Here is a 21,327-nt window from a genome sequence, read left to right as displayed (position 1 = left end):
CCACCTGCTTGGCCACGAGGATATCGCCGACGCGGCGCGAACGCAGATCGTTCTGCTCCTGGACCACCGCTTCGACCTGCTCAGGGCTGACGCTCTGGTCGCGAAGCAACAAGGCGCCGATTCGCTCGCCGATTTCGAAGCCGGCCAGCACTTCGCGCGGCACGAAGACTCGCAGTACCGAATCGTCACTCGTCGAAACCGGTGGGAACAGATAGAGGCCCAGATCGTCCTGGTAGTGGCCGATGGTCGTGCCCTTGAGCTCGCCGCCGCCATGAAAAGCCAGCTTGAACTCGCTGCGCGGGCGCTGGTCCATCGCTAGCGGGTCGTCGATCGCGATCGCCTCGCGCGGCGCTGCAGGGATCGGGCGCAAGAGCTTGAGCGCACGGAACTGTGCGAACTTCAGCGGCATCGCGCTGCGCGCCGGCGGCACCGTGACCTGTGCGACCCGCTCTGTCGCGGCAATCAAGATCACATGGCCGGTGGTACGGCTGTTGTTGAGACCCAGTATCTCGCAGGGCTCGGGCGCGCTTTGCGGTTGCGGTTGCGGGTAGGCCGCATACGGCGGCGTCGGCCACTGGAAGTGCTGTTCATCGGCGGACTCACGCGCGACGGTCATGTCCTGGGCCTTGGCATAAGGCCAGTCGAGCGGCGCGGACGGATCGGGCATCGGGGTCTCCGGGTTGGGTATCTGAGGGCTGGTGCCCGGGGAGCATATGCGATTGTGAGCGCGCCTGCCGGCGGAACAGGGCGCACAGCGCCGGCCAGTTCCTCAGCCGCCACGCATGCGCCGTGGCAGGTAGGTGACGATGTCCGGCACAAGGTAGACCAGCGCCAGCGCGGCCAGCATCAGCAAGAAGAAGGGCATCGTGACACGGGCGATATAGCCGATCTCGCGTCGTGTCATGCCCTGCAGTACGAAGAGGTTGAAACCCACCGGCGGGGTAATCTGGGCCATCTCCACCACCAGCACGACAAAGATGCCAAACCACAGCGGGTCGATGCCGGCCTTCAGTACGGTGGGCAGGATCACGCCCATGGTCAGCACCACCATCGAGATTCCGTCCAGGAAACAGCCGAGCAGCACATAGAAAACGACCAGCGCCATCAGCAGCCCCCAGGCAGGCAAGCCCAGGCCGGCGATCCACTCGGCCAGATGGCGCGGCAGGCCCAAATAGCCCATCGCCAGGGTCAGGAAGGAGGCGCCGGCGAGTATCAAGGCGATCATGCAGTACAGCCGCGTGCCGCCCAGCAGCGCGTCCCTGAAACTCGTCCAGTTCAGCGAACCCTGGGCCGCCGAGAGTATCAGCGCGCCCAGCACGCCCACAGCGGCCGCCTCCGTGGCCGTGGCGACGCCCGCATAGATCGAGCCCAGCACCGCGCCGATCAGCAGCAGCACCGGGATCAGGCTACCCGAGGCCCTGAGCTTGGCGAACAGGCTCATGGGCGCATCGGCTGGCGGAACCAAGGCCGGGTGTCGCCAAGCCCAGAACATCAGATAACCGGAGAACAGTAGGGCCAGCATCACCCCCGGCAACACACCGGCGATGAAGAGCTCGGCAATGGATACATCGGCGCTAACGCCGTAGACGATCATGATGATGGACGGCGGGATCAACAGGCCCAGGGTGCCGGCTCCAGCCAGAGAACCGATCGCGATATCGTCCGGGTAGCCGCGGCGCCGCAGCTCGGGCAGGGTCATCTTGCCGATGGTGGCGCAGGTGGCGGCGCTGGAGCCAGAGACGGCCGCAAATATTGCGCAGCCGACCACATTGGTGTGCAGCAGCCGGCCGGGCAAGGCTTGCACCCAGGGAGACAGGCCTTTGAACATATCGCTGGACAGGCGGGTGCGGAACAGGATCTCACCCATCCAGATAAACAGCGGCAGCGCGGTCAGTGTCCAGCTTGAGGCCGAGCCCCATATCGTCACGGCCATCGCGTCGCCGGCCGGCCGGCTGCTGAAGAGCTGCATCGCCAGCCAAGCCGCGCCAGACAGCGCCAGCCCGATCCAGACCCCGCTGCCCAGGATGGCGAACAGGGCCAGTATCAGCAATGCGGTGATGCCCAGATCGTTCATCGGCTCACTCGTTGTACAAGGCATCGCCGGCGTCGATAGAGCCGCTGCGTTGGCCGCGCCATTCGAGCTGCAGCTCGTCGAGCAGGGCGATGGCCAGCACCGCGTTGCCGATTGCCATCGACAGCTGCGGCAGCCACAGCGGGGTGGCATCGTTGAGCGTGGAGATATCCTGGAAGCTCCAGGACTGCCAGACCAGGCGGGCGCTGTAGAAGGCCGCGATCAGCGCCAGCAGGCTGGCCACCATCAGCGCGGTCAGTTCTAGCGCGCGCCGATGGCGCCCCCGAAGTGCGTTGATCAGCAGGGTCACGCGGATGTGCTCGCCGCGTTTGAGCGTGTGGGCCAGGGCCAAGAAGCCGCAGGCCGCCATCAGATAGCCGGCATAGGCATCGCTGCCGGGCAGATAAAAACCCAGCTGCCGCCCGGCGACGCCACCCAGCACGATCAGCAGCAGGCCCACCATGCACAGTGCTGCCAGCGCGGCCGCAGCGTCGTAGAGCGCTTTGAGCAGGCGTCGCAAGGGGCTGCTGCCGGATGGAGGGGAGAGGGGTCAGGGCTTGCGGAAGGCGGCCAGCAAGGCCTGACCCTCGGTGCCGGCTTTCTTCTCCCAGTCTGCCAGCATGCTGGCTCCGACCTGGCTCATGTCCTGCATCAGCTTGGGCGAGGGCGGCATGATCTTCATGCCTTTCTCGGTCAAGGCCTTCTTGTACCAGTCGTTCTTCTCCTGGCTGATCTTCCATCCGCGCACTTCGGCCTCTGCGGCGGCCTTCAGCACTGCCTCCTGGCTGGACTTGTCCAGCGCATCGAAGGCCTTCTTATTGACGATCAGCGCATTCTTTGGCAACCAGGCCTGGGTGTCATAGAAGTACTTGATGCTCTCGTAGGTCTTGCTGTCGTAGCCGGTGGCGCCGGAGGACATATAGGACTCGACCACGCCGGTGGCCAGGGCCTGGCTCAGCTCGGCGGCTTGTATTGTGACCGGCTGGGCGCCGATCAGCTCTGCGATCTTGGCGGTGGCCGGGCTGTAGGCGCGCCACTTGATGCCGCGCATATCGGCCACCGAACCGATCTCCTTCTTGACGTAGATGCCCTGCGGTGGCCAGGCGACCGTATAGAGCAGCTGCATGCCCTGGGCCGCTAGGACTTTGTTCAGGTGCGGTTTCTGGGCCTGGGCCAGCTTGCGCGACTGGGCATAGCCGGTAGCTAGCATCGGCACGCCATCGGCGCCGAATATCGGGTTTTCGTTCTCGAAGATGCCCAACAAGATCTCGCCCATCTGGGCCTGGCCGCCTTGCACTGCTCGCTTGATCTCGTTGGCCTTGAACAGCGATGCATTGGCGTGCACGGTGATCTTGAGCTTGCCGGCAGTGGCCTTGTCGACATCGGCAGCAAACTGAATCAGATTCTCGGTGTGGAAGTTGCTTGCCGGGTAGGCTGAGGGCAAATCCCATTTGGTCTGGGCCGTAGCCGCAGTCGCCAGGGTCAGCAGGCCGGCGGCCAGCATCGATCGAGTCGTCATCAACATGCGAACACTCCTTCAGCGGGGCAACAGTGCGAGCATGGGGCGTGCCGGCACGCTTGCCGATTGGTAGTCACCCCGAGTTGGCGGGTTAGCATCCGGTTGACTAGACATACCGACATGAGTCCATGAACATTCTGCTGACTGGTTTTGAGCCCTTCGGGGGCGAGATCATCAACCCCGCCTGGGAAGTTGCCCGCGCGCTGGACGGCGAGATGCTAGGCCAGGCACGCATCGTGGCTCGCCAGCTGCCCTGCGTGTTCGGGCAGTCGCTGCGTGTGCTGGATGAGGCACTGGCCGAGCTGCGGCCGGGCCTGGTACTGGCCCTTGGCCAGGCGGGCGGGCGCAGCGATCTGTCGCTGGAGCGTGTCGCGATCAATGTCGACGACGCCCGCATCGCCGACAACGCCGGCGTCCAGCCCATCGATGAGCCGGTGTTGCACAGCGGGCCGGCGGCCTACTTCTCGACCCTGCCAATCAAGGCCATCGTCCACGGCTTGCGCGCGGCCGGTCTGCCGGCCTCGGTGTCGCAGAGTGCCGGCACCTTCGTCTGCAACCATCTGTTCTATGGCCTGCAGCACCGGTTGGCGGGCAGCGGCGTGCGCAGCGGATTCCTGCACATCCCCTATTTACCCGAGCAGGCCGCCCGCAGCATCGGCCAGCCCAGCATGGCGCTGGTCAGCATGATTGAGGGTGTGCGTCAGACTTTGGTGCTGACCCTTCAAACCGAGGGCGATCTGCGGCAGACCGGCGGCGCGATCGCCTAGGCGGCTGAGCTAGTCCTGCGACTCGGAGTACTGCCTCCAGCGCTTGCTGGCGCTGCGCATTAAGGCCAGCTGGTCGGCGAAGCGCGGGCACGCCTTGCACATCAGCATGTGCAGGCGCACGGCCAGACGGTCGCGCAGCGGCAGCGCGCGGTCCTCGGCCTGCAACACAAGATGGGTGACCTGTCGGCAGGAACGGCTCAGCATCATGATCATCGTGCGGACGCTGATGGGCCCGCGAACCAGTTGAGTTGAAGGCAATCACGCAGCCGCAACCGGGCGCGGTGCAGCATGACCCATAGATTGGTCGGCGTGATGGCCAAAGCCTTACAGATTTCGTCGCTGTCCAGTTCCAGCCATTCCCTCATCATGAACAGGCGGCCCTGCTGGCCGGGCAGCAGCTCGACGCAGGCCTCCAGCACCTTCATGAACTCCAGCTGGCGCAACGCCTGCTCAGGGTCGCCCCAGTCCTGCGGGTTCTCGCGCCAATGCCCGTCGGGATGGAAGAGCTCATCGTCGAGATCGACACCGTCTTCGGCGGTGGTCGACATCTCGCGGCAGTTGCGGCGGATCTGGTCAATCAGCTTGTGCTTGAGGATGCCGACCAACCAGGTCTTGAGCTGCGACTGACCGCCGAAGGCCTGCGGCTTCTCCAGCGCAGCGAGGATGGTCTCAGACACCGCGTCCTCGGCCCAGGCCGCATTGCGCAGTTGCAGCCGAGCGTACTTCAGCAACTGCGGACGCAGCGCTTCGATGGCCTTGGCGTAGTCGCTCATCAAGAGGGCTCAGAATTTTCGATGGGCGCAGTGTAAGGACTTCGCCGGCACTTGCGACACACAAGTGTCCAACGCATGATGCGTCGGCCTCGACCTCAACATTCACATCTCAAGGAGCTCCCATGAAAACATCTCAACTCGTTTCGTCCGCACTCGCCGCCGCTCTCTCGATGGGCGCGGTAGGCCAAGCCATGGCCCAGGACAAGGCCGCCAAGGAAAAATGCTACGGCGTTGCCAAGGCCGGGCAGAACGACTGCGCCAATCTCAGTGGTACCCATTCCTGCGCCGGCCAGTCCAAGGCCGACAACGCACCCGACGAATGGAAGTACGTGGCCAAAGGCGAATGCAAGGCCATGAAGGGCATGACCGCCGAGGAAGCCAAGGCCAAGGCGAAGAAGTAAACAACAGGGCACGGCCACCATGCATGAAGTTCGCGCCTCCTCTAGCGTCGGTATCGGCTGGCGCCAGCCGCATTACCAGGCGCTGATGCAGCAGCGGCCCGATCTGGGCTTTCTGCAGGTGCACTCGGAGAACTTCTTCGCGCCCGGAGGCGCTGCGCGCCAGGTCTTGCTGCGCGCACGCGAGCACTACGAGATCAGCCTGCATGGCGTCGGGCTTTCGCTGGGCTCGGCGGCCGGACTCGATCCCTGGCATCTGGATCAGTTGGCCCGCCTGGTCGAGGAACTGCAGCCGCTGCGCGTCTCCGACCATGCGAGCTTTGCCCGCGTGCCCGGCATCGGAAAAGGCCCGGCGTTGCATGTCAACGACTTGCTGCCGATCTCCTTCAATGCGAGCAGCCTGGACATCATGGTAGCCAACGTGCAGGCGGTTCAGGAGCGGCTGCGCCGCCCGTTGCTGGTCGAGAACCTCAGTGCATACCTGGCCTGGGAGGATGACCAGATCGCCGAGCCCGAGTTCTTTAATGCACTGGTGCGGCGAAGCGGCTGCGCTCTGCTGCTGGATGTCAACAATCTGGTGGTCAATGCGCTGAATCGGGGTGTCGATGATGCGGCGGCGGTGAGCGCTGCCTGCTCCTGGATCGACGCACTAAGCCCGGGTGTGGTCGGTGAGATCCATCTGGCCGGCTTTGCGCGGACGCACGGCATCGTCATTGACGATCACGGCAGCCGGGTTCATGCGCCGGTGTGGCTGGTCTACCGCCACGCGCTGCAGCGCATGGGCGTCGTGCCCAGCCTGATCGAGTGGGACACCGATGTGCCCGAGCTCGCCGTGCTGCTGGACGAGGCGGCGCTGATGCAGGACTGCCTGCGCGCAGCGGTGGCGCCACGATGAGTCGCGCGGCCGAGTTGCGCCGCCAGCATGCCCTCGTGCAGGCGCTGCTGCAAACACTTCCTCCCGCAGCGCCACCGCTCGGGCTGCAGGCCCTGGGTGGCGTGACGCCCACGCGCGGCCTTCAGGCCTATCGAGGCCATGCCAAGGCGCTGTCCGCCCAGACTCTGGCCTCGGTGTTCCATCGACTGCAGCAGGCACTCGGCGAGACCGACTTCGCCGCGATGGCATGGGCCTTCTGGCGTGCCTGCCCACCGCAGCGGGGCGATCTGGGCTGCTGGGGCCAGGCCTTGCCCGAGTTCCTGCGTGATCAGCCCGACATGCCGGCCTGGCTGCCCGATCTTGCTCGACTGGAATGGGCCGCCCATCAGGCCGAGCGGGCCCTGGACGCCGAGCTCGATGCCGCCTCGCTTCAATGGCTCGCCGAGCAGGACCCGACCCTGCTGAGCCTGCGGCTACGACCCGGGCTGCATGTGCTGTCGCTGGTTGGGGCGGCGGTGGCGCGGTGGCCGCTGGCCGTTTTCGGCAGCGACGACGAAGACCTCATCGTGCTGGTGTGGCGGTTGGGCTGGCGGGCTGAAGCCCGTCTTCTCGCTGCCGATCAGGCAATGTTCATGCAGGCGCTGCTCTTAGGCCACAGCCTGCAGCAGAGCATCGATCAAACCTTGGCCGTCCATCCCGGCTTCGACTTCGCCGCCTGGCTGCAGGCTGCCTTGTCCGAGGCCTGGCTTCAGGCGGTCATCCCGTTCAAGGAGCCCTCATGATGAATATTCCCGGTTTGCTGCTGCGCGCGGCCAGCGATCCTGGCCTGGAGCGGCCACTGGCCATGGCCGCGCCGCTTGCCGCGCTAACTCTCCAGTTGCGCTCGCTGGTGCTGCTGGCGGCGCGACTTTATGTGGCCCAGGTCTTCTTCTTATCCGGCCTGACCAAGATCCGCGACTGGTCGACGACGCTGTTGCTGTTTGAGGATGAGTACCGCGTGCCCCTGCTATCTCCCGAATTGGCAGCTTGGCTGGGCACCGGGGGTGAGCTAGTGCTGCCGGTGCTGCTGGCGCTGGGCCTGGGCGGGCGCCTGGCGGCGTTGGGGTTGAGTGTGGTCAATATCGTCGCCGTGCTAAGTCTCGCCGAGATTGCACCGGCGGCCCTGCTCGGCCATCAACTGTGGGGCACCTTGCTCTTGATGGTGGTCCTGTGGGGAGCGGGGCGCTGGTCGCTGGATGCGTTGGTGAATCGCAGCTTCAATCCTTCGGCTGGAAGGTGATCACCAGCACCGAGGGCACGCGGCCGTCGACATCGCGCGGCAGCATTTCGGTCTTGTCGATCGCGCGAAGCACCGCCTTGTCCCATTCGGCATCGCCACTGGACTTCAGCAGTTTGCTGCCGATGATCTGGCCACTGGCGGCGGCACGTACCTCAACCTCGGCGACCGGATTGCCGGCCCCGGAATCGCTGTAGATGATATTGGGCCGAATGCGCGCCTTGATGCGGCCGCCATAGCTCGGTGACGGGCCGCCGCTTTGCAAGGCTGTGCCGGTAGCCTGCGGGCCGCCGCTGGCGCCGGCCATGCCCTGGATGCGGCGCAGGTTTTCCTGACGCTGTGCCTCGGAACGCTTGTTGGCGGCATCGGCTGCCTTCTTGCTATCGAGTTTGGCCTTGTCGTCCTTGAGTTTTTGTTCCTTGGCCTTCTGCTCCTTCAGCGACTTGGCCTCGGCCAGCTCTCGCTCGCGTTCGCGCTGCTCCTGCTTTTTCTTGCGTTCTGCCTCTAGCTCGGCCAAACGCTTGGCCTGCAGTTGCTCCTCGCGCTTCTTCTCGCGCGCCTTGGCAATCGCGATCTCGGCATCGCGCTGAGCCTGCAGATCGGGCGGCGGTGGTTCTGGTTTGGGCGGCTCCGGCTTGACGACCGGCTCGGGCTCGGCCTCGGGCGTCGGGGCCTCTTCGCGCGGCGCCGCAGCCACCGGCACCGCGGCCCAAAGCTCGGCCTCGAAGGCCGGCTCGGTCTTTGAGCGCCATTGCACGCCGGCGGTCAACGCGATGACCAGCAAGCCATGGGCCAGCAAGGCCAATGCAAAGCCGCGGCCCAGGCCAGCCGAGGGCGGGGGGCGGCTCGCGTCGAAGCTGGCGGGCGCGAAGGTGCTGCTACTCATACCAGGCGATGTATCAGTTGCTAGCAGCGCCGCTCTTGACGGCCAAGCCGACTTTCTGGATGCCGGCGCTTTGCAGCACGTCCATGACCTTGACGACGGCTTCGTACTTGACGGCCTTGTCGGCCGAGATCACGACCGGACTGTTCTCTTTACCTGCCTGAGCCTGCTTGACGCGCTCGGCCAGGCGGTTCAGGGCGATGTCCTGCGGCTCGTCCTTGTCGATCTTGAGTTTGAGCTTCTCGTCGGCGCTGACGATCACATGGATAACCTGATCGGGCTGCTGACGGCTCTTGCCGACGCTGGGCAGATCGACGAGGCCGGTCGTGATCAGCGGCGCACTGACCATGAAGATGATCAGCAGCACCAGCATCACATCGATGAAGGGCACCATATTGATCTCGTTGATGGTGCGGCGGCGCGATCCGCTGCGCTGACCAATGGCTGCCATCTCAATCGGCTCCGTGGTGACCGGCGGGGGTGCCGGCATTGCGCTGCAGGATATTGGAGAACTCCTCGATGAAGGTCTCCAAGGTGATCGCGCTGCGGTCGATCTGGCGTGCGAATCGGTTGTAGGCCAGCACCGCAGGGATGGCAGCGAACAAGCCGATCGCGGTGGCCACCAGGGCCTCGGCAATACCCGGCGCCACGGTCGCCAGCGTCACCTGCTGCAGATTTGACAGACCCACGAAGGCATGCATGATGCCCCAGATGGTGCCGAACAAGCCAATATAGGGCGAGACCGAGCCGACCGAGGCGAGAAAGGACAGATGGCTTTCCATCGCGTCGAGTTCGCGCTGGTAGCTCGCGCGCATCGCGCGACGCGCGCCATCGAGCAGTGCGGTTGGTTCGGCGACACGGCGTTCGCGCAGCTTCAGGAACTCGCGCATGCCGGCCGCGAAGATGCGCTCAAGCGGTGCGCCGCCCTGGCGGCCGTTGACGCTGTTGTAGAGCTCGTTGAGGTTCTTGCCCGACCAGAATTCGGACTCGAAGCCCTCGTTGCCGGCCTTGATGCGTGAGAGCGCGAAGAACTTGTTGAAAATCACGCTCCAGCTGGCCAGCGACATCGCAAGCAGGCCGACGATCACCAGCTGCACGGGCAGGCTGGCGTGCATGATCAGGGCAACAATGGACAGGTCTTGGTTCATGGTGGGTTCAGAGAATCCAGCGCTTGTTGGATGACGGCCGGGATGCGGCTCGGTTTGAAATCTCGGGCGCCGACGCAGCCGATGCGGATCTCGCCTTCGGCCAGCAGCACGTCACCGCGCCGGGCCTGCTGATATAGCGTCATGCTGACACGGCCACGTTCGCGCAAGGCCACCGAGACATGTAAAAAATCGTCTAGCCGGGCCGGGCTCAGGTAGCGCAGCGAGGTGGCGCTGACGATGAACATCACGCCTTCTTCGTGGCGCATGCACTCCTGCTCGAAGCCCAGCGCCCGCAGCCACTCGGTGCGAGCGCGCTCGAAAAATTTCAGATAGTTGGCGTAGAACACTACGCCGCCAGCATCGGTGTCTTCCCAGTAGACCCTCAGCCCGTGCTCGAAATCGCTCATCTTGCTTTCACGACTCGGGTCAGCCGGGCGACGGCCTGCTGCAGATCGTCGAGGCTGCTAGCAAAGGACAGACGCACCCAGCGCTCGGCGCCAAGCTTGCCGAAGTCGCGGCCCGGGGTCAGCGCCACATGGGCTTGGGACATCACTTCGAAGCAGAAGTCCCAACTGCTGTCGGTGAAAGCCGAGCAGTCCATCCACACATAGAAAGCGCCATCGGGCAGCACTGGTACTTTGAAGCCGAGCTGCTGCAGCGCCGGCACGATGTAGTCGCGACGGGCTCGGAACTCGGCACGGCGACGCTCGAACTCGTCAATCACGGCCGGCTCGAAGCAAGCCAGCGCAGCATGCTGGGCCACACTGGACGCGCAGATGAAGAGGTTCTGCGCCAGCTTCTCGATCGGCGCCACCAGGGTCGGCGGCAGTACCAGCCAACCCAGACGCCAGCCGGTCATGCCGAAGTACTTTGAGAAGCTGTTGACCGAGATGAGGTCGTCGCCATAGGCCAGCACACTGTGGCCAAAGCGCTCGTCATAGCTGAGGCCCAGATAGATCTCGTCGACGATGCTGACGCCGCCGCGCGCGCGCACCGCCTGCACGATGGCCCGCATCTCTTCGGGCTCGATCGAGGTGCCGGTCGGGTTGCTGGGCGAGGCCAGCAGCACGCCGCGCGTGTGGGCGGTCCAGGCCCGCTCAATCTGCGCGGCGCTGAGCTGGAAGCGCTGCTCGGGACCGGCGGTCAACAGCACGGCCTCGGCATCCGCGGCCGCAACGAAATGTCGGTTGCACGGGTAGCAGGGGTCGGGCATCAGCACCTGATCGCCGTGCTCGAACAGGGCCAGGCAGGCCAACTGCAGCGCAGCCGAGGCGCCGGCGGTGATGACAATGCGCTCGGGCGCGATGTCCAGCGCGAAGCGCTTGCGATACCAGCGGCTCAGCGCCTCACGCAGTGCAGGCAGGCCGGTGGCCGGGGTGTACTGGGTGCGGCCGCTCTCCACACACGCACTCGCAGCCGCCTGCACGGCCGGCGGCGCGGTGAAGTCGGGCTCGCCAATATTCAGGTAGATCATCGGCCGGCCGCCCAGGGCCGGGTCGCAGGCCGGGCTGCGCGCGATCTCCGCGGCGGCCTTGGCGCATTCCATCACGTAAAACGGCTCGATATGGTCGAGCCGACCGGCCAGCTTCATACGCGCGTCGAGCCGGGTTCAGCGGCCGCCGCGACCGGCCTGCACCTCGGTGGGCCGCAGATCGCCGGCGGCGCGGTCGAGCACGCCGTTCACGTACTTGTGGCCATCGGTGCCGCCAAAGGACTTGGCGAGCTCGACCGCCTCATTGATCGCCACCTTGTAGGGAATGTCGACGCAGTGCTTGAGCTCATAGGCACCGATCATTAGCACACCATGCTCGATCGGCGACAGCTCGGTGGTCTTGCGGTCCACATGCCTGGCAAGCACGGCGTCCAGATCAGCCGCCTCCTGGATGCAGCCATGCAGCAGGGCCTCGAAATGCGGCTTGTCGAGCTTGCCGAAACCGTCCTGCTCACGCAGATGGGCCTCGATCACCGCGCCATCCTCGCCGGACACCAGCCACTGGTAGAGGCCTTGCAAAGCGGCCTCGCGCGAGCGACGGCGGGCCGACTTGGCGGGCGCCTTCTTCTTCACCGCAGGAGTGGTGACCGTCGGGGTCTTCTTGTCGTCGGACATCAGCGCAGTGCTTCCATCAAATTGGCCATCTCGACCGCGACGCGGGCGGCATCGCTGCCTTTTTCCTCGGCGCGGACCCAGGCCTGGGCCTCGTTCTCGACCGTCAAAATGGCATTCGCCACCGGTACTTGGTAGTCCAGCGAAACTCGGGTTACGCCAGCACCGCTCTCGTTGGCGACCAGTTCAAAGTGGTAGGTCTCACCTCGGATGATGCAGCCGATTGCGATCAGCGCGTCAAAGTCCTCGCTCTCGGCCATCGCATGCAGGGCCACCGGCACTTCCAGCGCACCGGGCACTGTCACGTGGCGAATGTGGTCCTCGGCCACGCCCAGGGCGAGCAACTCCGCCACACAAGTTTGAGCGAGCTTGGTGGTGATGGCATCGTTGAAACGGGCCTGCACCAGGCCGATACGCAGGTCGTGGCCGTCGAGCGAGGCCGCTTGGCCTTTGTCGGATGCTTGCATCTGTTTTTCTTTCTCTTGTTGTTATGTATTGGGTCCGACGAAGCTCGTCACTTCCAGCCCGTAGCCGGTCATGCTCGGCATGCGGCGCGGGCTGCCGAGCAGCTTCATCTTATGGATGCCGAGTTCGCGCAGAATTTGGGCCCCGACTCCATAGGTGCGCAGGTCCATCATGCGACGCGGTGGCGAGCTAGGGGCGTCCTGCAGGCGTTGCAGGAGACCGTCGCTGTCTTCGCCGCAGTTCAGCAGCACGGCCACGCCCTGGCCGCTGCGCTGGATCTCGGCCAGCGCGGCGGGCAGGGGCCAGGAGTGACTGCAAGGGCCGACCTCCAGCAGGTCCAGCACCGACAGCGGTTCGTGTACGCGCACCAGCACCTCGTCGTCGGGGGTCCAGCCGCCATGGGCCAGGGCCATGTGCACGGCGCCGGTGCGGTCGCTGAAAACATGGCAGGCGAACTCGCCCTGCGCAGTCTGCAGCCGGCGCTCGGTGACGCGCTTTACCAGCGACTCATTGCGGCTGCGGTACTCAATCAGGTCGGCGATGGTGCCGATCTTCAGACCGTGCTCTTGGGCGAAGAGCTCCAGGTCTGGCAGGCGCGCCATCGTGCCGTCGTCCTTCATGATCTCGCAGATCACCGCGCTTGGGCTCAGGCCGGCCATCTGCGATAGATCGCAGCCGGCCTCGGTATGTCCGGCGCGCATGAGTACGCCGCCGTCCTGGGCCTGCAGCGGAAAGATATGACCGGGCTGGACAAGGTCCTCGGCCTTGGCTTGACGGGCCACGGCGGCCTGCACCGTGCGGGCCCGGTCGGCGGCCGAAATGCCTGTGGTGACTCCGGTTGCAGCCTCGATCGAGACGGTGAAGGCCGTGCCGTGCTTGGTGCCGTTGCGGGTGGCCATCGGGGGCAACTGCAGGCGTTCGCAGCGCTCCTTGGTCAGGGTCAGGCAGATCAGGCCACGGCCGAACTTGGCCATGAAGTTGATCGCCTCGGGGCTAACATGGTCGGCCGCTAATACGAGGTCGCCCTCGTTTTCGCGGTCTTCTTCGTCGACCAGAATGACCATACGGCCGGCCGCCAGCTCGGCGACCAGCTCGGGAACAGGAGATATCGGCATGGCCGACATTGTAGGCGGGCGGGGCAGGGTTTTGCCCGGGTCGGGGCTCTACAGGATTTTGGGGCGCGCCAGTAGGCGCAGGTCGGGACCGATCTGGGAAACCCCGCGCCATTCCAGCTGTAGCGCCAGCTCCAGGCTGGCCAACGGTCCAAAGGCGGCGATCTCACGACCCTGGCCGAGCAGCTTGGGCGCCAGATAGATCAGTAACTCGTCGACCAGGCCGGCTCGCAGCAATGAGCCGTTGAGCTTGTGGCCGGCCTCAATATGGAGCTCGTTGATGCCGCGCTTGCCCAGATCGACCAGCAGTGCCTCCAGATCGACCTTGCCCTGGGCATCGGGCAGAAAGACGATCTCGGCACCGGCCGCCCGCAAGGCCGCCTCGCGCTTGTCATGAGCCTGGGCCGCGTAGATCAGCACCGGGCCGGGTGGTGGAAGCAGACGCGCAGCCGGCGAGATCTCCAGGCGGGAGTCAACGACCACGCGCAGCGGCTGCAGTGCGGTCTCGACAAGGCGCACATCGAGCCTCGGGTCGTCGTCGCGCACCGTGCCAATGCCGGTTAGCAGTGCGTTGGCACGGCGCCGCCAGGCGTGGCCGTCGCGGCGCGCCGCCTCGCCGGTGATCCATTGGCTCTGACCGTCGGGCAGGGCGGTGCGACCGTCTAGCGAGGCGGCGGCCTTCATTCGTACAAAGGGCCGGCCTCGCTGCATGCGCGAGAAGAAGCCGATATTCAGCTCGCGCGACGCCTCAGCCAGCAGGCCGATTTCCGTGGCAATGCCGGCGGCCTGCAGTCGGGCCATGCCCTGACCCGCCACCAGCGGGTTCGGGTCGCCGATGGCTACCACGACCCGCTTCAACCCTGCGGCGATCAAGGCATCGCAGCACGGAGGCGTGCGGCCATGGTGCGAGCAGGGCTCCAGCGTTACATAGGCGGTGCCGCCACGCAGATCGGCACCGCGCGCCTGGGCATCGCGCAGCGCCATCACTTCGGCATGGGCCTGACCGGCGGCCTGGGTATGTCCGCTGCCGAGCACCCGACCCTCGGTATCTGTGATGACGCAGCCAACGCGCGGATTGGGGTCGCTCAGGCCAATGGCATGCTCGGCCAGGACCAGGGCATGGCGCATGGCCGATTCGTCGCTGCGGTGAGGGGTGGTACTGTGCATGGCGGCAGTCTAGCCGGCATGGTCCCTGGGCTCAGAGCTTCTGGTGCATGACAGTCTTGCTGGCGTAGACCATTGCATCGGCTGGGTCGGGTGAGCGAGCCAGCGGGGACGGCTGGCTGCCGGCTGCGGGCTACGGGTTTTGCCGGGCTAGCGAGCTGTTGACGTCGACATAGACCAGCGCTTGTTCGACATTGCTGATCGTCTTGTCGCCGTTGTGGGCTCGCGGTCGCGGCAGATGCGCAAGCCGGCATTGCCGAGCTCGATGCCGCAAAGAATCAGCCGGTCTGTCCAGGCAATGCCGTCAAGATTGCGGTGGACCGCACAATGAAAAACTACACAGTCGGGCCGCTTGGCGGGCCAGCCGGCGGGGCATTGCTGAAGCATTCATGCAGCGATGGAGCGCGCGGCATGATCGTGCCGGCACACGATGGTGTGCAGGCCTCAGAAGGGGCAGGCGGACTGCTAGCTCCGAGTTGGCGGTGACGCCGCTCGAAAAGTGCGTTGCGCCACTGAGCTCATAGGTGTTCGAGACCGTGCTGACGAGTGGTCAGACAATTGGCGCCGCATATTGACGTGCAGCCCGACCAGTCCCGGCATACCGAAGGGCATGAGCAGCAGGGCCACTCTGACTTCGATCAGGGTCACGCTACTTTGTCGGGTACCGACGGGTCGGCCGGTGGGGCATTGGCTGCGCTTCATTTTGCGCTATCCGTTGAGCTGCCCGGCGGGTGGACAGCGCCGCTGCGCTGGTTGCGCAGCGCGTTGATCAGGTCCGCGTGACAGAAGATCTCGGCGGTGCGCTGGCGACCAGGTCGCCGAGGAAGGTGCCGATCAGCACGGCCAGCTATCCCCCGGACGCTGCTGTTTCAGGCGGTACCGGCGCGGGCATAGGTCAGCCCGGCCAGGATCGGGATCTGGAAGGCGATGTAAGCGGTGATCAGGCACAGGCCTCGGCCATGATGGGGGCAGGGGGCAGGGGTCCGGGGCATGGTTGGCTTCGGACTAAATTCATTGGGCATGAACCCAATCTAGGGGCCAGCCAGCGCATTAAGTCCCGCCAAGCGGGGTCTTGGCACCCCCCATTGGAGGGGCGGCTCAGATATCGCGAATGAGCTGCCGGAATTCGTCCACGTCCTCGAAGCTGCGGTAGACCGAGGCAAAGCGCACATAGGCGACCTTGTCGATGCGCTTGAGTTCGCGCATCACCAGCTCGCCCATCTTCGTCGATGGGAGTTCTCGGGCGCCGCTGGTGAGCAGCTTTTCCTCGATTCGGGCCAGCGCGGCATCGACCTGCTCAATGCTGACCGGTCGCTTGCGCAGCGCCAACTGCATCGAGGCGCGCAGTTTGGCCGGGTCGAAGTCCGCCCGGGTGCCGTCCTTCTTGACCACCACGGGCATTGCAATCTCGGCCCGTTCGTAGGTGGTGAAGCGCTTATCACAGCCCAGGCAGCGCCGCCGGCGCCGCACCACATCGCCTTCATCCGACTCCCGGGTTTCGACCACCTGGGTTTCGGCATGGGAGCAAAAGGGGCAGCGCATCGACGGGCGGCGACTTAGCGGTAGACCGGGAAGTCGCGCGTCAGTGCCGCGACCTTCTCGCGCACGGCGGCCAGATTCGCCTCGTCGTGCGGCTTGTCCAGCACATCGGCGATCAGTTGGGCGGTGATTCGCACCTGTTCTTCCTTGAAGCCGCGCGTGGTCATCGCCGGTGTGCCTAGGCGGATACCGCTGGTCACCATCGGCTTTTGCGGATCGTTCGGGATGCCGTTCTTGTTGCAGGTCATGTGGGCGGCGCCCAGAATGGCCTCGGCCTCCTTACCGGTCAGGCCCTTGGGGCGCAGATCCACCAGCATCACATGGCTCTCAGTGCCGCCCGAGACGATGCGAAGGCCGCGTTCGATCAACGTGTCGGCCAGCACCTTGGCGTTCTTGACTACCTGTTCTTGGTAGGTCTTGAATTCGGGTGTCAGCGCCTCTTTGAAGGCCACGGCCTTGCCGGCAATCACATGCATCAGCGGCCCGCCCTGAATGCCGGGGAATATCGCCGAGTTAATCTTCTTGGCGATCGTCTCGTCGTTCATCAGGATGATGCCGCCGCGCGGGCCGCGAAGGCTCTTGTGCGTAGTCGAGGTGACCACATCGGCATATGGCACCGGGTTCGGGTAGACGCCGGCGGCAATCAGGCCCGCATAGTGGGCCATGTCCACCATGAAGTAAGCGCCGATTTCCTTGGCGATCTTACCGAAGCGCTCGAAGTCGATGCGCAGGCTGTAGGCGGAGGCGCCGGCGATGATCAGCTTGGGCTTCTTCTCGCGCGCCAGCGCTTCCATCGCCTCGTAATCGATCTCTTCCTTGGCGTTCAGGCCATAGGAGATGACGTTGAACCACTTGCCGCTCATATTCAGCGGCATGCCGTGGGTCAGGTGGCCGCCTTCAGACAGGCTCATGCCCATGATGGTGTCGCCGGGCTGCAGTAGCGCGAAGAACACGCCCTGATTGGCCTGCGAACCGGAGTTGGGCTGGACGTTGGCAAAGTTAGCGCCAAACAGCTGTTTCAGCCGGTCGATGGCGAGTTGCTCGACCACGTCCACATACTCGCAACCGCCGTAGTAGCGCTTGCCGGGATAGCCTTCGGCGTATTTGTTGGTCAGCTGGCTGCCTTGCGCCTGCATCACGGCCGGCGAGGTGTAGTTCTCGGAAGCGATCAGCTCGATGTGATCTTCCTGGCGCTGGTTCTCTTGCTGGACGGCGGCCCACAGATCGGGGTCCACTTGGGCGAGGGTCGAGGTGTTGCGATCAAACATATTGGATGGTGGCAGTCTAGGGTTGGAGTCACGGCGCACGCCGACGCTAGAGCGACGGCACGGCGTGGCTGCCCAGGCGAACGGCTTATAGCGGCCGGGTTGTTCACCCTTGACCGTTCGCGCTCCCCGGTGGTCCACCACCTCGGGTCACGGCTGTGACCTTGATCGCCAGTCGCGCGAAGCCTGCAGTGTAGCGGAGGCTGCGCGCCCGGCGCCGAGCAAAGGGCTGTTTCAGTTCAGCAGCGCGATCTGGTCGGCTGCAGCGGGCGCCGCAGGTGTCGTCTCGGGCGTGCCATTGACCTCGCGGATCGGCTTGGGTGCCGGCACGTAGGGACGGCCAGCGATCACCGACTTCATTTGCTCATGCTCGGCCAGCACCTTGTGGGCATAGCCAGCGTCGTCGGGCAAATTGGCGGCGCCGACGTAGTAGCGCAGCCCTTCCTCGATGCCGCCGGCACGCTGGATGCACTCCTTGAGCACCTGAACGCCGACACGCAGATTGGTGATTGGGTCGAAGGCGGCCAGATTGCCGCCAAAGGCTTCGTACTTGTCGTCATGCACGCGGGTCAGGACCTGCATCAGACCCTGTGCCCCGACGGAACTCTGGGCAAAAGGGTTGAACCCCGACTCAATGGCCATGATGGCCAGGATCAGGGTCGGCTCCACGCGGGCGCGCTGCCCCACGGTCCAGGCCTCCTGTACCAGCCGGCTGATCGGCTCTGGAGCGACGCGGTAGCGGCGCGACAGCCACATCGCGACCGCCGCCTGCTGGCGCGACAGGTCCTTGGGGTCGGCGGCCGTGGCGCGGCTCAGCGCATCGGGTTCGCTGAAGCCGGTCAGGGTGTCTCCAGAGGCCTCGGCGCGGGCTTCCTGGCGGGCATTGAGCCAGCCAAACACCTCGGTCTCGAGCTTGTGGCGCAGGTCCGCCTGGCTGCTGAACATCAGCAAAACAGCCACCACAGCCAGGCCCACCAGGGCCAGAGTGTTGTGGCTGACAACCAGCAGGCCGTGGCCAATGTCCTTGATGAACAAGGATGTGGCTGCAGCGGTGCTGCGGGCGAGGGATAACAATTCACGACGCGCTGTCATGCGACTCCTTTTCTTCTCCGCCACATCTGGCCGACCGGTCCGCTAAGGGCAGGTCAGCCGCGCATGGCAGTGATAATGGGCCGGCATCCCTTGAATCCCTGCCGATCGCGTCTTGCGTGGCAGAACTCCGGGGCCGGGTCCATCGGCAGCGGGGTGTCTTCTCCGTCCCAAGGCGAAGACACGGGTTAACCCCGAGGTCATCAGGGCAGGCGGATTCTAAGGATCAAAAATAACCCGTCAAGCTTATGGGCCTCTTGCTAAATTACTATTGGTTATGAAGTACCGAGATCTCCGCGACTTTCTGCACGGTTTAGAGGGAATGGGGGAGCTGCGCCGCATCAGCGAGCCGGTATCCCCCCTACTTGAGGTGACGGCCCTCAGTGACAAAGTTTTACGCGCCGAAGGGCCGGCCCTGCTGTTCGAAAAGCCGGCCGGCTACCAGACCCCGGCACTGACCAATCTGTTCGGTACGACCCGCCGTGTGGCTCTGGGGATGGGCGCGCAAAGCCTTCAGGAGCTGCGTGACGTTGGTCATGTCTTGGCCAGTCTGAAGGAACCGGAGCCGCCCAAAGGGCTGAAGGACGCCGGCCGTATGCTGCAGATGCTGAAGTCCTTGTGGGACATGAAACCCAGCACAGTGCGACGCGCAGCGTGCCAGGAGCAAGAGTTTTTAGGTGGGGACGTCAATCTGAAGTCGCTGCCGATCCAGACCTGCTGGCCCGGCGACATTGGGCCGCTGATCACCTGGGGCTTGGTCGTGACCCGGGGGCCGCAGTCCATCGCCAACCCGCGCCTGCGCCAGAACCTGGGCATCTATCGCCAGCAGTTGATCGGCAGGCGCCAGCTGATCATGCGCTGGCTGGCCCATCGCGGCGGGGCGTTGGACTTCCGCGACTTTGCGCTGGCCAACCCGGGCCAGCCCTTCCCGATCGCGGTGGCTTTGGGGGCCGACCCGGCCACCATTCTCGGCGCTGTGACGCCGGTGCCGGATTCGCTGTCCGAGTACCAGTTCGCCGGTCTGCTGCGCGGCTCACGCACCGAGGTGGTGGACAGCGGTGTCGGAGAGGCGGGTCGCATGCTGCAGGTACCGGCCAGTGCCGAAATCGTGCTGGAGGGCCATATCCCAGTGGCGGCCGCCGGCTACACCGGCTTCAGCGAGGACGGTATCCCGCTGAAGGAAAAGGGCGGCTATTTGCATGCGCTGGAGGGCCCGTTCGGCGACCACACCGGCTACTACAACGAGCAGGACTGGTTCCCGGTCTTCGAAGTGCAGCGACTGACCCAGCGGCCCGAGCCGATCTACCACTCGACCTATACGGGCAAGCCGCCCGACGAACCGGCCATCCTCGGCGTTGCGCTCAACGAAGTCTTCGTGCCTATTCTGCAGAAGCAGTTCAGCGAGATCGTCGACTTCTATCTGCCGCCCGAGGGCTGCAGCTACCGCATGGCCGTGATCTCGATCAAGAAGGCTTATCCGGGCCATGCCAAGCGACTGATGTTCGGCCTGTGGAGCTTCTTGCGCCAATTCATGTATACGAAGTTCATCGTCGTGGTCGATGACGATGTCGATATCCGCGACTGGAAGGAAGTGATCTGGGCCATCACCACCCGGATGGATCCGGTGCGCGACACCACCTTGGTCGAGCAGACGCCGATCGACTATCTGGACTTCGCCTCGCCGGTCAGTGGCCTGGGCGGCAAGATGGGGCTGGACGCCACCAACAAATGGCCCGGAGAGACGAATCGCGAATGGGGCCGCAACATCACGATGACACCCGAAGTGGATCGCCGCATGAGCGAGCTCTACCAACGCTTGTTTACAGCCTAGGGTTCGTCCCAGGCTTGAAGCCCGGCCGTTGCTCGCCTACTGTTGTGAGGCCTGTCAAACAGGTACACCCTCTGGCGCAGTCTCTGCGCGCCAGGAGCCCTGCGGCAGATAGCTGCAGAGCCCCAAAGATGGCGTCAGCCATCCACCCCTCCCGGCCTCGTGCTTGGGGGGGGTCCGCTTTTACAAGGCCGCAAAATGCCTGCGACCTCCGATTCGCGGGTCTGTTATTTGCCGGCCAGCAGGCCTAGCCATTCGTAGACAACATAGCGCAGCCGCCTGAAGCCTTCGCTAGACGGGACCCATTCGCTGGGCAGGTAGGCGGTATCAGCGCGCACATCCACCGGTGCGAGCAGCAGCTCGATGCGTCCGCCCGCCGCCTCGCGGAAAGCCCGAGCGGCACGCGGCATGTGGTGGCCGTGTGTGACCAGCACCACGCGGGTGATGCCGGCCTGCTGCAACAGCGGCAGGCTGAACGCGGCGTTCTCGCGGGTGTCACGCGCGCGCCCTTCGGCCCAGCGCAGCGAGATCCCGAACTCGTCCCTGGCAACGGCTTGCACGACCGGCGCCTCGCCGACATCGCCCGCCCGGCCGCCCCAGCCCACGCCGCCGCTGAAGGCCAGCGGCAGGCCGCTGCGCCGCGCCAGCCAGGCACCGTAGCGCAAGCGCTCCAGGGTCAGTGGTTTGAGGGTCGGCCCGTCGTACTCGGGTGCGATCTGCAGCACACCGGCACCCAGCACCAGAATGGCGCTGTGCTGTGGTGCGCTTTGGCGCAGGCCATCGACTTGGGCCGCTGTCAACGCCGCCGGCACGCCCAACAGCCATTGCTGCAGTTGATCGGCCGCGACCTCGGTGAACGAGAACCACAGCCCCAGCAGCCCCAGCGCGAATACGCCGCGCCCCAGACGCCGGTGTCGACGCAACAGCGCCGCACCCAGAACTAGCACCAGCATCAGCGGCACCGGTGGCAGCAGCAGGACCTGGACTATGGGCTTGAGATCCTGCAGCGTTTGGAGCAAGGCATTCATGGTCGCGCATGATGCCGCAAACCG

25 protein-coding genes and 1 riboswitch are annotated in these 21,327 nt (G+C 65.0%); of the genes, 6 read left to right on the top strand and 19 right to left on the bottom strand.

The window, feature by feature from the left end; translation table 11 throughout:
- Nucleotides 1–769: 769 nt before the first annotated feature.
- From OOZ63_RS08095 to OOZ63_RS08085, 3 genes are read right to left on the bottom strand one after another with little or no spacing between them, the layout of a single operon-like run.
- Entirely contained in the window at nucleotides 770–2,074 is a 1,305-nt protein-coding gene (locus tag OOZ63_RS08095) for a TRAP transporter large permease (protein ID WP_266004928.1), read from the bottom strand.
- A 4-nt stretch (nucleotides 2,075–2,078) separates the two neighbouring features.
- Nucleotides 2,079–2,591: a TRAP transporter small permease gene (locus OOZ63_RS08090; protein ID WP_266004927.1), complete on the bottom strand. Its 513-nt coding sequence runs from the start codon at nucleotides 2,589–2,591 to the stop codon at nucleotides 2,079–2,081.
- A gap of 30 nt (nucleotides 2,592–2,621) precedes the next feature.
- Entirely contained in the window at nucleotides 2,622–3,596 is a 975-nt protein-coding gene (locus OOZ63_RS08085) for a TRAP transporter substrate-binding protein (RefSeq protein WP_416234704.1), read from the bottom strand.
- 122 nt (nucleotides 3,597–3,718) lie between these two features.
- Between OOZ63_RS08085 and pcp the strand changes: the two genes are divergently transcribed.
- Nucleotides 3,719–4,357, top strand: coding sequence for a pyroglutamyl-peptidase I (gene pcp, locus OOZ63_RS08080; protein WP_266004926.1), 639 nt, complete (start codon nucleotides 3,719–3,721; stop codon nucleotides 4,355–4,357).
- A gap of 9 nt (nucleotides 4,358–4,366) precedes the next feature.
- Here pcp and OOZ63_RS08075 read toward each other — a convergent pair whose 3' ends face one another.
- Both OOZ63_RS08075 and OOZ63_RS08070 read right to left on the bottom strand, forming a co-directional pair.
- Nucleotides 4,367–4,561, bottom strand: coding sequence for a zf-HC2 domain-containing protein (locus OOZ63_RS08075; RefSeq protein WP_266004925.1), 195 nt, complete (start codon nucleotides 4,559–4,561; stop codon nucleotides 4,367–4,369).
- Between the two features lie 5 nt (nucleotides 4,562–4,566).
- On the bottom strand, nucleotides 4,567–5,130 hold the full coding sequence (locus OOZ63_RS08070; protein WP_266004924.1) for a sigma-70 family RNA polymerase sigma factor: 564 nt from the start codon (nucleotides 5,128–5,130) through the stop codon (nucleotides 4,567–4,569).
- Between the two features lie 122 nt (nucleotides 5,131–5,252).
- Here OOZ63_RS08070 and OOZ63_RS08065 point away from each other — a divergent pair, with 122 nt between their 5' ends.
- The 4 genes from OOZ63_RS08065 to OOZ63_RS08050 are packed head-to-tail and all read left to right on the top strand — an operon-like array spanning nucleotide 5,253 to nucleotide 7,681.
- Nucleotides 5,253–5,531, top strand: a complete 279-nt coding sequence (locus OOZ63_RS08065; protein WP_137943499.1) for a DUF2282 domain-containing protein — start codon at nucleotides 5,253–5,255, stop codon at nucleotides 5,529–5,531.
- A 19-nt stretch (nucleotides 5,532–5,550) separates the two neighbouring features.
- Nucleotides 5,551–6,423, top strand: a complete 873-nt coding sequence (locus tag OOZ63_RS08060; protein WP_266004923.1) for a DUF692 domain-containing protein — start codon at nucleotides 5,551–5,553, stop codon at nucleotides 6,421–6,423.
- Nucleotides 6,420–7,184 carry a DNA-binding domain-containing protein gene (locus OOZ63_RS08055; RefSeq protein ID WP_266004922.1) on the top strand — a complete coding sequence of 255 codons (765 nt, stop codon included), beginning with the start codon at nucleotides 6,420–6,422 and terminating at the stop codon, nucleotides 7,182–7,184. Before OOZ63_RS08060 ends, OOZ63_RS08055 begins: the two co-directional genes overlap by 4 nt.
- Complete coding sequence (locus OOZ63_RS08050) at nucleotides 7,181–7,681, top strand: DoxX family protein (protein WP_323055732.1); 501 nt, start codon at nucleotides 7,181–7,183, stop codon at nucleotides 7,679–7,681. The genes OOZ63_RS08055 and OOZ63_RS08050 overlap by 4 nt, the downstream gene beginning before the upstream one ends.
- On the opposite strand, the gene tolA is transcribed toward OOZ63_RS08050, so the two are convergent.
- From tolA to OOZ63_RS07985, 13 genes are all read right to left on the bottom strand, one after another.
- Nucleotides 7,659–8,564: a cell envelope integrity protein TolA gene (tolA, locus tag OOZ63_RS08045; protein ID WP_266004921.1), complete on the bottom strand. Its 906-nt coding sequence runs from the start codon at nucleotides 8,562–8,564 to the stop codon at nucleotides 7,659–7,661. The two genes, OOZ63_RS08050 and tolA, sit on opposite strands and share 23 nt — an antisense overlap.
- A gap of 13 nt (nucleotides 8,565–8,577) precedes the next feature.
- Nucleotides 8,578–9,012: a protein TolR gene (tolR, locus tag OOZ63_RS08040; RefSeq protein ID WP_266004920.1), complete on the bottom strand. Its 435-nt coding sequence runs from the start codon at nucleotides 9,010–9,012 to the stop codon at nucleotides 8,578–8,580.
- A 1-nt stretch (nucleotide 9,013) separates the two neighbouring features.
- Nucleotides 9,014–9,709, bottom strand: a complete 696-nt coding sequence (tolQ, locus tag OOZ63_RS08035) for a protein TolQ (RefSeq protein ID WP_266004919.1) — start codon at nucleotides 9,707–9,709, stop codon at nucleotides 9,014–9,016.
- Nucleotides 9,706–10,116: a tol-pal system-associated acyl-CoA thioesterase gene (gene ybgC / locus OOZ63_RS08030; RefSeq protein WP_266004918.1), complete on the bottom strand. Its 411-nt coding sequence runs from the start codon at nucleotides 10,114–10,116 to the stop codon at nucleotides 9,706–9,708. Before ybgC ends, tolQ begins: the two co-directional genes overlap by 4 nt.
- Nucleotides 10,113–11,300: a pyridoxal phosphate-dependent aminotransferase gene (locus OOZ63_RS08025; RefSeq protein ID WP_266004917.1), complete on the bottom strand. Its 1,188-nt coding sequence runs from the start codon at nucleotides 11,298–11,300 to the stop codon at nucleotides 10,113–10,115. Before OOZ63_RS08025 ends, ybgC begins: the two co-directional genes overlap by 4 nt.
- Before the next feature lie 18 nt (nucleotides 11,301–11,318).
- Nucleotides 11,319–11,816, bottom strand: a complete 498-nt coding sequence (nusB, locus tag OOZ63_RS08020) for a transcription antitermination factor NusB (protein WP_266004916.1) — start codon at nucleotides 11,814–11,816, stop codon at nucleotides 11,319–11,321.
- Nucleotides 11,816–12,280, bottom strand: coding sequence for a 6,7-dimethyl-8-ribityllumazine synthase (ribH, locus tag OOZ63_RS08015; RefSeq protein ID WP_266004915.1), 465 nt, complete (start codon nucleotides 12,278–12,280; stop codon nucleotides 11,816–11,818). Before ribH ends, nusB begins: the two co-directional genes overlap by 1 nt.
- A gap of 21 nt (nucleotides 12,281–12,301) precedes the next feature.
- Entirely contained in the window at nucleotides 12,302–13,393 is a 1,092-nt protein-coding gene (gene ribBA / locus OOZ63_RS08010; protein WP_266004914.1) for a bifunctional 3,4-dihydroxy-2-butanone-4-phosphate synthase/GTP cyclohydrolase II, read from the bottom strand.
- Nucleotides 13,394–13,441: 48 nt separating this feature from the next.
- Nucleotides 13,442–14,557: a bifunctional diaminohydroxyphosphoribosylaminopyrimidine deaminase/5-amino-6-(5-phosphoribosylamino)uracil reductase RibD gene (ribD, locus tag OOZ63_RS08005; protein ID WP_266004913.1), complete on the bottom strand. Its 1,116-nt coding sequence runs from the start codon at nucleotides 14,555–14,557 to the stop codon at nucleotides 13,442–13,444.
- Between the two features lie 866 nt (nucleotides 14,558–15,423).
- The gene (locus OOZ63_RS08000; RefSeq protein ID WP_266004912.1) at nucleotides 15,424–15,546 is read right to left on the bottom strand and encodes a hypothetical protein; all 123 of its coding nucleotides are present in this window, start codon (nucleotides 15,544–15,546) and stop codon (nucleotides 15,424–15,426) included.
- Between the two features lie 106 nt (nucleotides 15,547–15,652).
- Nucleotides 15,653–16,096, bottom strand: coding sequence for a transcriptional regulator NrdR (nrdR, locus tag OOZ63_RS07995; RefSeq protein WP_137943482.1), 444 nt, complete (start codon nucleotides 16,094–16,096; stop codon nucleotides 15,653–15,655).
- 14 nt (nucleotides 16,097–16,110) lie between these two features.
- Nucleotides 16,111–17,361, bottom strand: coding sequence for a serine hydroxymethyltransferase (gene glyA, locus OOZ63_RS07990; RefSeq protein WP_266004911.1), 1,251 nt, complete (start codon nucleotides 17,359–17,361; stop codon nucleotides 16,111–16,113).
- Between the two features lie 63 nt (nucleotides 17,362–17,424).
- Nucleotides 17,425–17,547: riboswitch (ZMP/ZTP riboswitch) on the bottom strand.
- 45 nt (nucleotides 17,548–17,592) lie between these two features.
- Complete coding sequence (locus OOZ63_RS07985; RefSeq protein WP_266004910.1) at nucleotides 17,593–18,450, bottom strand: lytic transglycosylase domain-containing protein; 858 nt, start codon at nucleotides 18,448–18,450, stop codon at nucleotides 17,593–17,595.
- A 274-nt stretch (nucleotides 18,451–18,724) separates the two neighbouring features.
- Here OOZ63_RS07985 and OOZ63_RS07980 point away from each other — a divergent pair, with 274 nt between their 5' ends.
- Entirely contained in the window at nucleotides 18,725–20,278 is a 1,554-nt protein-coding gene (locus OOZ63_RS07980; protein WP_266004909.1) for a UbiD family decarboxylase, read from the top strand.
- Nucleotides 20,279–20,502: 224 nt separating this feature from the next.
- On the opposite strand, the gene OOZ63_RS07975 is transcribed toward OOZ63_RS07980, so the two are convergent.
- A complete protein-coding gene (locus tag OOZ63_RS07975) occupies nucleotides 20,503–21,303 on the bottom strand; it encodes a YdcF family protein (protein ID WP_266004908.1) in 801 nt (266 codons plus the stop codon).
- Between the last annotated feature and the right edge of the window lie 24 nt (nucleotides 21,304–21,327).

It is taken from the genome of Paucibacter sp. PLA-PC-4 (assembly GCF_026241155.1).
GTDB lineage: Bacteria > Pseudomonadota > Gammaproteobacteria > Burkholderiales > Burkholderiaceae_C > Roseateles_E.
This window is presented reverse-complemented; position numbering and strand designations above follow the sequence as displayed.